The organism is Neobacillus sp. SAB-20_R2A (genome assembly GCF_049568635.1).
Taxonomy (GTDB): Bacteria; Bacillota; Bacilli; order Bacillales; family Cytobacillaceae; genus Neobacillus; species Neobacillus citreus.
In genome coordinates this window covers 3,566,510-3,581,253 of record NZ_CP145895.1, presented here as the reverse complement: position 1 = coordinate 3,581,253, position 14,744 = coordinate 3,566,510, and the positions used below count along the sequence as shown (strand labels likewise).

The 14,744-nt window shown below is 39.4% G+C and carries 16 protein-coding genes; 6 read left to right on the top strand and 10 right to left on the bottom strand.

Features of this window, described 5'->3' with window-relative positions:
- Positions 1–3: 3 nt before the first annotated feature.
- From V5M37_RS17295 to V5M37_RS17270, 6 genes are all read left to right on the top strand, one after another.
- Positions 4–1,317 (top strand): TRAP transporter large permease, encoded by a 1,314-nt coding sequence (locus V5M37_RS17295; protein ID WP_423798409.1) that lies wholly within the window; start codon positions 4–6, stop codon positions 1,315–1,317.
- A gap of 106 nt (positions 1,318–1,423) precedes the next feature.
- Positions 1,424–3,331 (top strand): sigma 54-interacting transcriptional regulator, encoded by a 1,908-nt coding sequence (locus tag V5M37_RS17290; RefSeq protein ID WP_423798408.1) that lies wholly within the window; start codon positions 1,424–1,426, stop codon positions 3,329–3,331.
- Between the two features lie 64 nt (positions 3,332–3,395).
- Positions 3,396–4,274, top strand: coding sequence for an SMP-30/gluconolactonase/LRE family protein (locus V5M37_RS17285; RefSeq protein WP_423798407.1), 879 nt, complete (start codon positions 3,396–3,398; stop codon positions 4,272–4,274).
- A gap of 35 nt (positions 4,275–4,309) precedes the next feature.
- Positions 4,310–4,615, top strand: a complete 306-nt coding sequence (locus V5M37_RS17280; RefSeq protein ID WP_423798406.1) for a hypothetical protein — start codon at positions 4,310–4,312, stop codon at positions 4,613–4,615.
- A 35-nt stretch (positions 4,616–4,650) separates the two neighbouring features.
- Positions 4,651–5,151, top strand: coding sequence for a flavin reductase family protein (locus tag V5M37_RS17275; RefSeq protein WP_423798405.1), 501 nt, complete (start codon positions 4,651–4,653; stop codon positions 5,149–5,151).
- Between the two features lie 36 nt (positions 5,152–5,187).
- Positions 5,188–5,739: an NADPH-dependent FMN reductase gene (locus V5M37_RS17270; RefSeq protein ID WP_423798404.1), complete on the top strand. Its 552-nt coding sequence runs from the start codon at positions 5,188–5,190 to the stop codon at positions 5,737–5,739.
- 97 nt (positions 5,740–5,836) lie between these two features.
- Here the strand turns inward: V5M37_RS17270 and V5M37_RS17265 are convergent, their stop codons facing one another.
- The 10 genes from V5M37_RS17265 to V5M37_RS17220 form a co-directional block, all read right to left on the bottom strand.
- A complete protein-coding gene (locus tag V5M37_RS17265; protein WP_423798403.1) occupies positions 5,837–5,980 on the bottom strand; it encodes a hypothetical protein in 144 nt (47 codons plus the stop codon).
- A 671-nt stretch (positions 5,981–6,651) separates the two neighbouring features.
- A complete protein-coding gene (locus V5M37_RS17260; RefSeq protein ID WP_423798402.1) occupies positions 6,652–6,912 on the bottom strand; it encodes a Spo0E family sporulation regulatory protein-aspartic acid phosphatase in 261 nt (86 codons plus the stop codon).
- A gap of 341 nt (positions 6,913–7,253) precedes the next feature.
- Positions 7,254–7,775 (bottom strand): ECF transporter S component, encoded by a 522-nt coding sequence (locus tag V5M37_RS17255; RefSeq protein ID WP_423798401.1) that lies wholly within the window; start codon positions 7,773–7,775, stop codon positions 7,254–7,256.
- 230 nt (positions 7,776–8,005) lie between these two features.
- Positions 8,006–8,881 (bottom strand): DMT family transporter, encoded by an 876-nt coding sequence (locus V5M37_RS17250; RefSeq protein ID WP_423798400.1) that lies wholly within the window; start codon positions 8,879–8,881, stop codon positions 8,006–8,008.
- A 164-nt stretch (positions 8,882–9,045) separates the two neighbouring features.
- Positions 9,046–10,218, bottom strand: a complete 1,173-nt coding sequence (locus V5M37_RS17245; protein WP_423802643.1) for an MFS transporter — start codon at positions 10,216–10,218, stop codon at positions 9,046–9,048.
- Positions 10,219–10,441: 223 nt separating this feature from the next.
- Positions 10,442–11,917 carry a flavin monoamine oxidase family protein gene (locus V5M37_RS17240; protein WP_423798399.1) on the bottom strand — a complete coding sequence of 492 codons (1,476 nt, stop codon included), beginning with the start codon at positions 11,915–11,917 and terminating at the stop codon, positions 10,442–10,444.
- Between the two features lie 192 nt (positions 11,918–12,109).
- Positions 12,110–12,433: a YnfA family protein gene (locus V5M37_RS17235; RefSeq protein ID WP_423802642.1), complete on the bottom strand. Its 324-nt coding sequence runs from the start codon at positions 12,431–12,433 to the stop codon at positions 12,110–12,112.
- A gap of 107 nt (positions 12,434–12,540) precedes the next feature.
- Positions 12,541–13,515, bottom strand: coding sequence for an LCP family protein (locus V5M37_RS17230; RefSeq protein ID WP_423798398.1), 975 nt, complete (start codon positions 13,513–13,515; stop codon positions 12,541–12,543).
- A 226-nt stretch (positions 13,516–13,741) separates the two neighbouring features.
- The gene (locus V5M37_RS17225; protein ID WP_423798397.1) at positions 13,742–13,930 is read right to left on the bottom strand and encodes a hypothetical protein; all 189 of its coding nucleotides are present in this window, start codon (positions 13,928–13,930) and stop codon (positions 13,742–13,744) included.
- Positions 13,931–13,977: 47 nt separating this feature from the next.
- Positions 13,978–14,604, bottom strand: coding sequence for a metal-dependent hydrolase (locus V5M37_RS17220; protein ID WP_423798396.1), 627 nt, complete (start codon positions 14,602–14,604; stop codon positions 13,978–13,980).
- Positions 14,605–14,744: the final 140 nt, after the last annotated feature.

Genomic DNA, 14,744 nt, shown 5'->3' with positions numbered 1-14,744 from the left:
TATATGTTGTCCATTTCTGCTGTAAGTATTATTGTCATAATCGCGGTTTTTGTCCTGATGTTTCTCCGGGTTCCTATTGCAGTCTCGATGGCCGTTCCGGCATGTTTAGGGATTGCGTATTTAAGAGGATGGGAAACCCTGTTTTCTGTTGTTAATACCAATGTTTGGGAACAAAGCTTTTCTTATACGTTAAGTACAATCCCCCTATTTGTCCTGATGGGACAGTTATTATATTATTCAGACCTGACAACGGAACTGTTTACGGCCTTTCGGAACTGGCTTAACCAATTAAAAGGCGGATTAGGTATTGCCACAGTCGGGGCTTCCGCCATGTTTGCTGCCGCATCCGGTTCCAGCTTGGCCACAACTGGAACGATGGGAGTCATGGCTGCAAAAGAAATGTTAAATGCCGGATATAGCAAAAGCTTAACAGGCGGGTCCATAGCAGCCGGAGGAACACTCGGAATTTTGATTCCACCAAGTACAATGTTTATCGTCTATGGGATGATGACTGAACAATCGATTGGGAAACTGCTAATTGCAGGGATTATTCCCGGGATTTTGTTAACAATTTTATTTATGTTGGCGATTTCTATCGCAATATTTATCAATCCAAACCATCATGTAAAGACAAAAGAAGAGGAAAAGATCAGCTGGAAAGAGAAGTTTAGCTCTTTAAAACCCACTGTTTGGATCGTCGTTTTGTTTATAATTGTTATTGGCGGTATGTACGTCGGATTTTTCAGCGCGACAGAATCTGCCGGAGTTGGTGCTCTTGGTGCATTTGCGATTGGCTTTGCCCGCAAGAAATTAACGAAAGAGAAGATTACGGCTACTGTCTATGAAACGATTAAAACGACAGGATTTATTTTTGCCATCGTCATGGGGGCATTTATCTTAAACTATTTTTTGATGATAACTAGAGTTCCGCAGATGATTTCAGACTTCCTTTTCTCGAGAGATTTATCCGCAGCGGTGATCTTTATCCTTATTATTCTCATGTACATGGTGCTTGGCTGTGTCATGGACTCCCTCTCAATGGTTGTTGTTACGATTCCAATTATACTCCCATTAGTTGAAGCACTTGGGTTTGACTTGATTTGGTTTGGCGTCATTATTGTTTTAGTAGTAGAAATGGCCCTAATCACTCCTCCGGTGGGAATGAACTGTTATGTGTTGAATGGAGTCGTAAAAGAACTGGATTTAGTCAGTATATTTAAAGGTGCCATCATCTTTGTCATTCCGATTATAGTGTTAATAGCATTACTGTATATTTTCCCTGAAATAGCCTTGTTCTTGCCGACCTCAGTTAAATAGTTTCTTTTTATTCAGAATGTTTAGATTACTAGTTGTATAATAAATGTTGTAGTCAAATATTAGATGAAATTTGGCAAAGTTAAGGGGAATCTTGGGAGGATAGATAATGGCAAGACTTATTATATCAGGCTCAGCGCCATTGGATGACTTAATTAAAAGGGCAATAGAAAAGAAAAATAAGTCAATAAAAGGGCTCGTCATAGAATCAATGGAAGGCCAGCGTATTCTTGATAACAAGAATATCATCACGAATGAAGATGTTGTTATTTGTGGAGCAGCAATTTACAAAGTTTTTAAAGACCAAAATGATCGAGGGCAATTCGTTCCGATCAGGCTGCAAGTCAACGATTTCCTAGATGCTATTCAAAAAGGATGCCAATACAGCAATGAAGTCAATCTAATCAATTTTAATGATTATATAATTGATAGAAAAATAGACCAATTTGAATCGCTATTTCAAGTCAAGATTCATCAATATACGTACGAAACATGGGAAGAAGCCGAGGCAATCATCGCACAGCTTAAGGAAAATCGCCAGTCTGTCGTCATTGGTGCCGGGTTGATTACCGGACTTGCTAAAGAAAATGGAATGCATGGAATTGTCTGGTTCGGTGAAGAAAGCATTAATCTGGCGGTTGATATTGCTTTAGGTATTTTAAATGCCCGTTTCGAAGAAAAAAGAAATTCTCAAAGAGAAAATTATATCATGGAGAATTTTAATGAAGGTGTAATTATCTCCAGCGATACGGGACATATCGTCAATGTCAACCGCAAAGCTACTACTCTCCTTGGAATTGAGGAAAAGGACCTGAATGGATTACATGTAAAAGAAATTCTTGTTGACACAAAAGGTATTGGTAATACTGAATGGAAAAAGGGGATAAAGGAACAAATTGTCTCCTATAAAGACAAGAATTTCTTGCTAAGTACATTTCCGATTGTTGTAGACCAACATTTTGATGGGATGGTTGGTATTTTTTCTGATATTCATGCCGTTCAGGAAAGCGGAAACAGAATAAGAAGAAAAATGTATAGCAAACCCAATATGGCCGAATACCAGTTTGAAGACATTGTTGGTGCAAGCCAAGGAATAGTAACGACAATCAAAAAGGCAATCAAATTTTCCAGGACTGATTCGAATGTTTTAATTCTTGGGGAAAGCGGTACAGGGAAGGAATTGTTTGCCCAAAGCATCCATAATAAAAGCTACAGGAAGGACCAACCTTTTATTGCCATCAACTGTGCTGCAGTACCTGATAACCTGCTTGAATCTGAATTCTTCGGATATATCGAAGGGGCGTTTACGGGAGCAAAAAAAGGGGGAAAACCAGGACTCTTCGAAAAAGCCCATAATGGGACTGTGTTCTTAGATGAGATTGGAGAAATCCCTTTAAGCATGCAGGCGAAGCTTCTTAGGGTTCTCCAAGAGAAAGTGGTCATGCGTGTTGGCAGCACGACCCCCATTCCTGTTAATGTCAGGGTTATTTCGGCAACAAATGTAAATTTGATCGACAAGGTAAAAAATAATGAATTTCGTACGGATTTATATTATCGAATTGCTGTCCTAAATTTGTATCTTCCGCCATTAAGGAACAGGTTATCTGACCTTGAACCTTTGGTGAAGTTCTTTACAACGAAACACTATCCGCAATTTGCTCAATTAATCAATGAAAATAGTAAAGAGATCGCTTATATATTGGCTCAGCATAAGTGGCAGGGGAATATAAGAGAATTGGAAAATACATTGGAGAGAATGTTTGCTTACTTAGAGCATCCTTTTATGGTAACAAGGAAAGAATTGCTGCGAAATCTCCGTGAAGCAATAGAGGAAAATAGTATTGTTCTTCAAGAAGAAATGGGAGAACAAGATACATTTCAAGATGTAATCAAACAAGTGGAAAAAAAGCAAATCTATGAAGCTCTAAATGCAGCTAATGGAAGCAAGATTGAGGCAGCAAAATTATTAGGCATCAGCCGCAGTACTTTATGGAGGAAACTGAATCAGCCAGATTGATATGTGTTAAAATTTCGAAAAATTGTGTCTACTTACAATAATCTAGTGAAGTGAGGTTTAAAGGGTGAACGAAACGACGGACTTTGTAACCGGATTAACCTTTAGTGAGGGCCCTAGATTCTATAATGGTTACTTCTGGTTTTCTGATTTTTTTAGCAAACGGGTGTTGAAAGCTGATATAGACTCCGGAGAAGTAGAAACGGTTTGCCAATTGGATGATCAGCCTTCAGGACTGGGATGGCTTCCAGACGGAAGGATGCTTGTCGTTTCCATGCTGAATCGAAAAGTTTACTGCCTGGAAAATAACGGGGAGCTAACAGAACACGCAGATTTGAATCCAATTGCCACTTACCATTGCAATGACATGCTTGTAGATAAAGCAGGAAGAGCCTATGTTGGAAATTTCGGCGGTAATCTTTCCGCTTTAGCGAAAAAGTACTGCAGAGAAACGTTAAAAAATATGGAACTGCCGACTGCTGTCATTGCTTGTATCGAGCCGGATGGAAATGTAAAGGTTGCTGCCGAAAACATGGTTTTTCCAAATGGGACTGTTTTGACCGATAATGGAAAAACAATAGTGATCGCAGAGACGTATGGTAATCGTTTGACCGCATTTGATGTTGAGGACGACGGAACCCTCGTTAATCGGCGGGTATGGGCTCACTTTGAAAATATTTATCCAGACGGCATTTGCATTGACTCAGAAGGAGCGATTTGGGTATCTAATCCAATCGAATCTATGGTCTATCGGGTGATAGAAGGGGGAGAGATAACAGATAAAGTTCAAACAAGCCAAAACTGTTATGCTGTTGCCCTAGGTGGAAAAGAAGGAAGGACCCTTTACTGTTGTACCGCACAAACCTCCGACCCTGTTGATTCGTTTCAGTTGAAATCCGGAAAAATAGAAATAGTAGAAGTGGAGGTTCCTGCTAAACTTGTTTGAAGGATTACTATTTTATAGGATGGGAGGTCCTGGTTGTGTTAACACCTAATGTAAATGTTCCAGACTATACCTTTCAAAAAAGTATTGAAATGAACTACGGAATCAATCGCGGTATTTATAACAGGATTGATGAATGGTTTTTCGAACAGGGGATACAAGAGGTTATCGAAAGAAGACAGATTATAGTTGAGTTTTCCAATTTTGTGGTTGAGCCAAAGATGAAAATTGCAACACCGGTAAAAACGAGATTCGGAAACGGCGGCCTTGTGAAGAGTCTGAATAATTTTTGGAATGTCAGGCCATCGGTAAAGCAGGAGATATTAGATGAAGTTTATCTATAATTCAAAAAATTTGGCTGTGAGAGGAGAAAATACAGATGACAAAAACAATGGAGAAAGCAAATATTTTCAAGAAAATTATGGGGCAATATCCAACTGGAGTGACGATCGTAACCACAATGGATGAAAATGAAAACCCGGTTGGGCTGACCGTCAATTCGTTTGCTTCTGTTTCAATCGACCCGTTAATGGTGCTTTGGTGCATCGATAAAAGATCATCGGCCTTAGATGCATTCTTACAAGGGGGAAAATACGCTGTGCATACCCTTACTACAGATCAGGCAGAGGCATGCTGGGCGTTTGCTGGTAAGGAAAAAGACCGTTTTTCAAAAGTGCAATGGGAAACTTCTTCAAATGGACTACCGATTATCCAAGACTCACTAGGGGTTTTCGAGTGCAAAATCATTAATAAAATCGATGCTGGAGACCACTTTATCCTTTTAGGTGAAGTAATCGATCTTTCATTTGCTGAAAAGGCTCCTCTTTTATATTATAACCGGAATGTTGGCCGGATCCCTGAAGATTGGCCGAATCAATAGATCTTTTTTTCGATTGAAATATTAGGAGGAAGAGAAATGAAAATTTTAGGGGTTTCAGGCACTATTGTCGGTAGTAAGACTGCGATTGTGATCGGTAAAGTTTTAGACAAGATAAAAATCCATAATCCTGAACTAGAAATTGAGTTTTTGGATCTAAGGGATTATCAAATTGAGTTTTGTGACGGCCGTCCAATCTCTAATTACAATGGTGATACCAAAAAGGTAATTGACCAAATAATGGGGGCTGACGGATTTGTATTCGGAACGCCTATTTTCCAAGGTTCATTTAGCGGTGCATTCAAAAATTTAATTGATTTAATTCCACCGGCAGCGTTTAAACATAAGGTGATGGGTTTTGTCACGACTGGAGGAAACAATCAACATTTTCTCGTTGCAGAAAATCAGTTAAAACCACTGGCAGGTTATTTAAATGGGTACGTCATACCGACAACTATTTTTGCTCACAACAGCCAGTTTAATGAGAAAAATGAAGTTGTGGATATACAGTTATTAGAAACTATAAATGACTTCGCTAAGCAGTTTTGTTATATGTGTGAGAGATTAATGGGAGTACAAATAAAAAATTAATTTGAGCAAATTTATACTCGAGGGTCCTGTTATGGGACCAATATGATGGGCAGCCAATTAAACTAATTTGGCTGCCTTTTGCCTTTCTAAAAAACCGCTAGAAAAATGTTTTCACCATCTCAGTGGTTTCATCACATTTCATGCACCGGTATTCCAATTCAAGTGCATCTTCATAAACATGGTGAACTGTTTCTTTCCTACAGTTTTCACAAAACCTCATCTGTTCTGCCTCAACAGCCACAAGGATTCCTCCGTTTCCGTGAAAATTTGGTTCATAAATATTTCTAACCTTCCCGTTTTTCTAAAAAATATTATGTATGACGTCTCGGAATAAATATTTGATTTTTTTTAAAAAGGTTGGGGAACTTAGAAAAAAGTACATATTTTACTTATCCGATAAACTTAATTGAAGTGGAGGTATGCACAAGAAGGGATCGAGATTAAGATAAAAAACGGCTGGTTCGAGGAACCCCCACAAATGGAGGACCGTCCCCGGATTATCAATAATGGGAATTGAATAAAGGGATGGGTTGATAGCGCAAAATATAGCTAGTGTCGGTTTGCCGATACTAATAACGGTGTGGGGGGAGTTAGTTTGAATATACTTCGTTTGGTTAACTTGTTTATTACATTCGTGATCAAGGTTAGATTCTTTATAAAAATGGTAAAGAACATGAGGCTAGAACATTTATTAAGAACGCCCATCCTAACATAACTAAGTATGTGAAAAACTATCGATTTCCACATTGTCTAAAAGGTAAGCACATTCCTGTGTTTGCCTTTTTTTCTTAGCAGTCTTTATAGTGGGCAGGGCAGCTTATAACCTTGCGGACAATTTAAAAAAATAGAAGTGCCATGGACTATTTAAAGAAATAAATATCGCGACATGGCACTTCAGGCTTGAATGATGCATTAGTACCGTCCCCATGCATCATAGCCTAAACGGACGATTCTATAGGTGCTTTTATGTAGAAAAAGTAAATAATCAAAGTAATCATTTATAGGGTTAAAACGTTTGGGTTGGGATAGTAATCTGTTATATTCATTTAAAAGGTCATCTAGCTCTTGACTGCAATAAATGGTTTCTTCACTATCGAGTCCCTTTGACATCCCTATTTGAATCATCTCGGCTCTTTTATTACGTATAGCTTCTGCTAATTGTGCTTGTCTCATTGCAAAAACACACCCCGAAAATGTTTGTTTAATAATTGAATTAACACAAAACGTATTATAACATTTTCAGACTTCCATAGAACGTTTTCGATAAAACAAGGTATAAAAAGCTAAAAAGCGACGAAATTCTTCGGTTTTCGACGCTCTGATGCATGGGGACGGTTCTTGTGCATCAACTTACTAGTTCTAAGAGGTGTGTTCATGTGTGAATCACCAAAACGAAACAAAAGAACCGTCCCTATTTACCTAAGGACGGTTCTTTTGCCTTAACTTATTAGTTTATAGACGTGTATTCTTGTGTGATCCAAAATGAAACAAGAGAACCGTCCCCATGAACCATGTTACCCTCTTTTCTTTAAGCGTCCTACAAGAGGGACTACAATGATGCCTGCTATTACGACCTGCATGATGTTTCCAGGGATGGAGCCGAATGGCTGGATCCAGTTCCCGTAGAGGATGACTTCGGTGAAATAGTAGCCTACAACTTTTATGACTAGTGCAGCTAGAACGGCCAGAGTATAAACAAGAACTCGTTTGCCGGGTACCTTTTCAGCAATGAGACCGACTACAAAGCCCATTGTACCGACGATGACAAAGGTAAACGGTGACCATAATGCCCATCCTGAGACAATATCAAACAAACCCATACCAAACGCCCCCGCAATGGCTCCGGTTCTTTTGCCGTAAACCAAGGCTGCGATAAAGAGAGGAACGTTACCCAAATGGATTAGACCACCGTTTCCCATGATTGGGAGCCTTAAGTTGATGAACATCGTGGCTACGAAGGTTAAGGCAATGAAAAGTGCACTGATGACAATGGCTTTTGTTTTTGTTGATTCTGTTGTTGAAAATGTCGTATTCATATCTAACCTCTTCTTTTCTAAAAAGTAATATTATATATCAAATATTAAATATATACTTAAATCTTTTAGAAGAAAAGTAAATTTTTGTACTTTATAAACTTGAGTTGAAGATAAGGGCTAGGGGGTGTTCGACATTTTTTATTGCACTAAGCGTTCAGTAAGTTTAATAAGCCAAATTTATGAACAAAAGTAAGACCCCTTCAAATACAATTGAAGGGGGTTTATAAAGACTATTTTTTCTCAATCATAACGAACAAAACACCAGTAAGAATTAGGATGGATCCTATCCAAAAGGTTACACCTATATTTTCACCCAGAATTAGCCACCCAAGTAATGTTCCAACCACGGGTTGAAAGAAGAAAAATATCCCCCCACTTGAGGCGTTAAGCATTTGTAAACCGCGATTCCAAAGTAGGAATCCACCTGCTGTTGAAACAATACCCAAATATAAGAGTCCTCCCCAAATGGTCGGGTGAGTTAATTCAGAAATATTAATTGCGTGTAACCGTGGCAAAACAAAAGGAGTCAACACGATTAGGGCAACCGAGATGGAATAGGTGGTGACTACAATTTGTGAATAGTCACTCGGCAAACGCTTTACAAGTACAGACATAAGTGCCCACGTTAAAGCTGCAATAAGCAGTGCAATACCACCAAGTTTACTAGATAAATCCACATCTCCGATTCCGACAATGAGAAAAACCCCAATCGTCGCTAGACAAACGGAAAGCCACTTTTTTAACGTTAATTGTTCTTTAAGAAGTAATCTAGCAAAAATAACCATAAACGCGGGTGTTGACGACGTTATAATGGCTCCCATTTGTGCTGTGGACAGCATTGTCCCCGTTTCTTGGGTAACAATTGAAATGGCGTTACCAATAACTCCGATAGCGATAATTAATAAGAAATAACGTTTCTCGATTCGCCATTTTTGTCGGGTTATAAAGCCGATGATAAGTAGTGCGACAATAGCCACTAAATAGCGCATCCACACAAGTTCTAGTGGAGGTATTACCGCTACTACAACTTTGACAACAACGTACATTCCACCCCAAATACTGGCGGCTAAAGTTAAATATATAGAACCTAATAAGGTGTTTTTCATTTTTTATACCCTCCGTCTTTTTTAGGTCAAAGATGCCCAAACGGAGAGAAGTAGGCACGTTCTCTCCATTAAGAGCAGAAGTGTGCTACTGGTACATCATTTTCAAATAACGGAGTCCAATACATTTTGATTCACCTCTTAGATTACCGTGTAATAGTAAGTCATCAAGCAGCCATTTTCTTTTCCATGCGATCATTTGGTAAAAAGACCGCGATCAACGAGCCGGCAAGCGGGAGCAGCGAGAGAATCGTGAAAACGGTCGCGATCCCAAAGATGTCTGAAATGCCGCCCATAAACACCGATCCAATCCCGCCAGCCCCTACACCGAAACCAATCGAAAGACCGGACGCCAGACCAATGTTCTTCGGAAGCATACGCTGCATGTAAACCACACTGACTGAGAAAGATGAAAGAACACTGAAACCAAACAAGAGCAGTACAAGCACCGACAACACCCCATGTACATAGGGGAAAATTAGAGCAAAAGGTGTAGCAATCAGCATCGAGCTGACGAGTAAACGTTTCATGCCAAGTTTGTCTGCCAGAACCCCGCCAACAAAAGTACCAAGTGCTCCTGCTCCGACAAAGACAAAGCTAAGAATCTCTGACTGTTGGATGGTGAGGTTGTGCAGGTAAAAAGGCAAAAAGACGACAACGCCAATTTGGCACCAGGAACGAAGGATGATTACACAAGAGAGCAGAGTAGCTCCCAGTAAATTGTTGTCTCCATTTATTTGTTTCTTAGATTGGAGTTTAGTAGTCTCTAATTTTTCACGCAGCCAAGGTAGAATTTGGCCAGTTAATAGAAGCGATAGGAACGCTACTGGAATGAGCCATAGGAGTCCCTGAATCCCTGAGTGACTTACGTAGAGGGATACTAATAATGGTCCAAAGGCTTGCCCGGCATTTCCGCCGACTTGGAAAATAGCTTGGGCGAGTGCTTTTTTAGATCCAGAAGCAAGGTGGGTAGCTCGGGAGGCTTCTGGATGGAACGCGCCCGATCCGAGACCGGAAATCGAAATAAACAAAAGCAGCCAAGGCAGTGATGGTGCGAGTCCTGTTAAAGCCAGCCCCATAATCGAACAGAATACTCCTGCCGGATACAGCCAGACACGAGGCTTACGGTCCGCGAACATGCCGAACAGAGGCTGGGAGATAGATGATGTTAGGTATGACATTAAAACTACTAAAGTAGACTGGGTATAGTTTAGGTCAAATGCTTGTTTATAAAGCACAACCATTGCCGGAACCATACCTGTGGTCACTAAATCATTTAAAAAATGTGATCCGCTGAAGGTAAAAACACCCCGGCGAAAAATGGGTTCTTTTCCTTTCATTATGGGTTGTGATGCTGTTTCCAATGGTGTGCTCCTCCAATCAATTGCAAAGCGATATTTTGTAGTACAAATTTTTTCCTTTTTTAATAATATCTCAGCTTCATATAATTGTCACTTCTTCAAACCTTAATTTGTAAAAGCATTTTTTGGAAGGGCAATTGGTGATGAATGAAAAAAAGATGGGTATTCCCCGTAAAAAACAAGGGGAAACCCATCATTTTTTCTAGATTGGCAGATGATTCACTTCATTGGCAACACGAATGCCTGATTCAATGGATCCCTGCATCCAACCGTGAATAAGAGTGGTATGTTCACCGGCAAAGTGAACTCTTCCTTCAGGCATCGTTATATATGGAAACAATTCATTTTCCTGGCCGGGCTCAAAAGCGACAACCGCTCCAGTGGCGTGGGGATTATCCACCCAGCTATAAGAAATACCAGAAACATATTCGGAATAGACCTGGCTGCCGAAAATTTGAGCTAGGTTCTTTAAGGCATATTGAATACGTTCTCCGTCGGAAAGACCATTCCATGTCATCGCTTCATCCGCCCATGTATAGCTTGCGACAACAACAGCCGGTTCAGATGTCCCGATCCCCTGACTCGGAAAATAAGTAAACCGAATGGGCAGATCTGTGATTAATTTCCCGCCATATTGACCGTATCTTTCCCAAAAGCGGCTCTTAAACTGAATTCCGATTTTTGTTGCGGCCATATAGTTGATTTCACGAATAGCTCTGTGCTTGTAATAAGAAAAAGAATGGTAGGGTTCAATGGTTACAAATCGCATAACAGTAAAGGGGATGGTAATGATGGCAAGGTCACTAGTGGTAGTCGAATTTTTAAATGTACGAGGATCAGTCGAATGAATGGTGACACCTTGGTGATGTTGGACAATTTTAGTGATTCGTTGGTTGAACCTAATCTCCTCTTTCAATTGCGGCAAAAATGCCTTCGGAAGCAGATCCATTCCACCCGTTATCTCATAGAAGCGATTGGTTCTAAAACCCGACGTTTCACGGATCACTTCTAGAAAGGACATCCCCATAAAAGCTTCATAGTCGAGAAGGACATCAATCATATCAATGGCGCCATCTGAGAAAGTCGTTCCAAATTTATAATGGTAAGAATTTAAGAACGTTCCGAGAGATTGGTTTTTAAATTCTTTTTCGACAAGTGGCCAATGTCTTTCAGGGTCCCTATCAATAAAATTAACAATTGGATCGATGGCTAATTTCCATAGTTGTTCTGCACTTTTACCTTTTTCATTCGGCTGGACAGGAAAGTTTAGAATACTAGGATCTTGTTCAAACATGCTGAGACGGGTTTTGACCCCATTTACAAACAGAATGTCTGCGGGAGTCCGGTTGATAAAAGGGTTTACGGGCAACCCAAATTTTTTAATATATTCTAGAGTCAATAAATGGGTATCAGGAATACGCATAGGGCCAGCGTTTAAATAAAGTCCATTACTGAAAGGGCTGCGAATCGTATAAATACGGCCACCCACCATGCTGTTAGCTTCTAATAAAGTAACCTTGTGTCCAGCCTCCTTCAATAATGAGGCTGCTACAAGCCCTGCAATGCCCGCACCGACTACGGTAATCTGCTTAGGAGTTTGTGTTTTATCAAGCCCATTCCTAATCATGTTAATCATTTGTTGGGGCGTTAATGATATCGGTCCATTCATATTTGGCATCTCACTACCTCGGTTACTAAGTATTATTACATTTTATTCACTGATTGAGATGTCTATGATGCTTTGGGACGGTTCTGATGCATCATCCGTAAATATAACAGGGGGATTCGCAAATATTTTGTTTGAAATCGAAAATTAGGTTCAAAAAAAAATGAGGAACATCACTCAGATGTTTCTCATTTTTTTGAAGTTTTATTGGCGCGGTGCAAACAAGATCACCGCAGCTCCAATTAAGCAGATTCCAGCGCCGATCCAGTCATATAAGTCAGGTGTTTTTCGATCCATTCCCCATCCCCATAAGATAGACAGAACGATAAATACTCCACCATAGGCAGCATATACTCTGCCGAAGGATGGGAACGATTGAAATGTTGCTATGACACCATACAATGCCAGGATAAGTCCGCCGAAAATTCCCCAATACATTGGTTTACCTTCTCTTAACCATAGCCAAACTAGATAACCGCCGCCAATTTCGGCAAGTCCTGCAAGTATAAATAGTACAATTGATTTAATCAAATGACCTACACCCTTCAAAAGCCTGTCTAATTAGGAATTATATTTTTCAATTAAGTTCAGGTCAAATCATAAACTGGTGTACTTCGGCAAAAGCAGCTTCGAAATCAGTCGGGTGAGTTGCTTTTATCTTCATTTTGACTATCACTGTTCCCGTCCAAAAAACGTTCAAGAGCTTCTTTATTTTTCACGAAATCCACTTCCAATACATCCCCAAGCTCATCATCCCGTTTATTTTGAAAACTGCCATCCTCAGGAATGCGTAAAGTTTCAATCTCGCTGTTCTTTCTCGTAAGTATGTCTTTTCCAATTTCAATAAGGGTAGAACTGTTCATATTTGTCTCTAAATATTTATTCAAAAGACCGATTAGCTCGGGGAGTTTTAACACACTTTTAGGACCTAACGCTTCTTCCTTTAATTTTGAAATCACTTCCTGCTGCCTTTGAATCCGTCCGAAATCACTTAAACGATCATGTCGAAACCTAACATAGCCTAACAGTTCTTTACCATGGAGCCGCTGCTTGCCTTCTTCTAACGTCATGCCAATTCCATAAGACATCTCATACGGCACGTCCACTTCGATTCCTTTTGGAACAAGCAGGTCGACCGCTTTTTCGAAACCTTTAAAATCGATGATCGCATAATAGTGAATATCGAGTCCGAAATTTTCTTTGATCGTTTTACTTAGCAATTCAGTACCGCCAAAAGCGTAGGCGGCATTTAGTTTTTGCTGTCCATGATTGGGTACAGAAACAAGCATATCGCGCATTAAGGAAATCAGTTTAAATTGATGTGTTTTTGGATCGTAATGGGCGATCATAATGGTATCTGTTCGGGATTGTTTTTCTCCCCGTGAGTCACTTCCTAATAACAGCACATTGACCTCATCGATGTTACTCTTTGCATCTTGAATTGTATGTTTTCCCTCCACTTTTTTAAGCGGCGGGTTAATCGTTTTAATTTTTCCTTCTATGTATTGAAAAATGGTAAAGAGACCAACTGTGATAATACCAATTACAAGAAGGGCGCCAAAAACCCTGCTCCATCTTATTTTAATTCTTTTCTTTTTCTTTCGTGTCAAAACTTGCACCACCTAGGCTGAAATAATACGATCATCAATGGTTTATTTTATACTATTAAGCTCCCATATAGGAATAATTTAGAAACCTCTGAAGTAATGATTATCGCATAAATAATTTTCAACTATTTAACTATTAGGTTACATTTATTTTGCATTTCTAATTAATATAGTACAAAAACAGGTATGACTAATTAGTAGTCATACCTTCCAAACTCTCCCTGTATCGTTAAAAGATTTCTTTAATGAAAGTAAAATTCTTAAGAAGTTCACTTTCATTGATGGATATCCGATTCGCCAAATCTTTCGTTCTCAAGACAAATTCTTTAACTCCTATAAATTCTGATTCACTAATCAAGTAAAAGTGAGTTCCTTTTTTATATCCATTAAACTGGCTTTTTAATCTATATACCTTCATTCAATAACCTCTAGTTTATTTATTAATCAGTAATGAATTTACGCTAATTATAGTTCTTTAGATGTCAGCGGCAAGAACAGTTTAATCCCTCGTTTGTTAAATGGCAAGATTTTTAAATCAGCGATTAGGTGACTGATGTAACCAGCTAAACAGGTATAAAAAACACCGTGAATTCCAAGTGAAGACTCTAAATGGAAAGCAATGACCCCGAAGAAAACAACGCCTAAGATGGAATGAGTATAACTCCGATGAGAAGTCAAGGAAGCAATGATAAAGTAAATTCCTAATAGGATGATCCAAAGCTCCCCTAAAGATAATCCTCCAAGCAGAACAGCAATTCCCGTAATGGTTAACATATGTCTTTGCTTAATGAGGGATGCAACCAGCACAATCAAAAGCCCGATCCCGACCCCCAACCATCGTTCTGCCGCCATTTTCTCCAAGATACTATAGAAAATCATCAGCAATCCAATGATCATCGCGGCTAGCCGAACCATCTTATGCGACAGTGTAATTTTCCCACGAAGCTTCCCGTCAATATCCAAGTCTGGCATCAATCCCGACACGGCTCCTAATCCGACAAACAAGAGTGTTGCAGAAGGAGAGGTTTGATATGTATTAGCCACAATATATCCTGTTGCTGATCCAATTACTGCATGTGCTGTACCATTCAATTGCATACCACCTCTAAAATTATTAATCTGGTCAAAAAAAACAGACATAACTATTCTACTACAAAACATCTGTTCTGTTTACAGATAAATAATTAATAAATAGGTTAGGAAACAAAGTTATAGCTGTCAACGTTCATTTG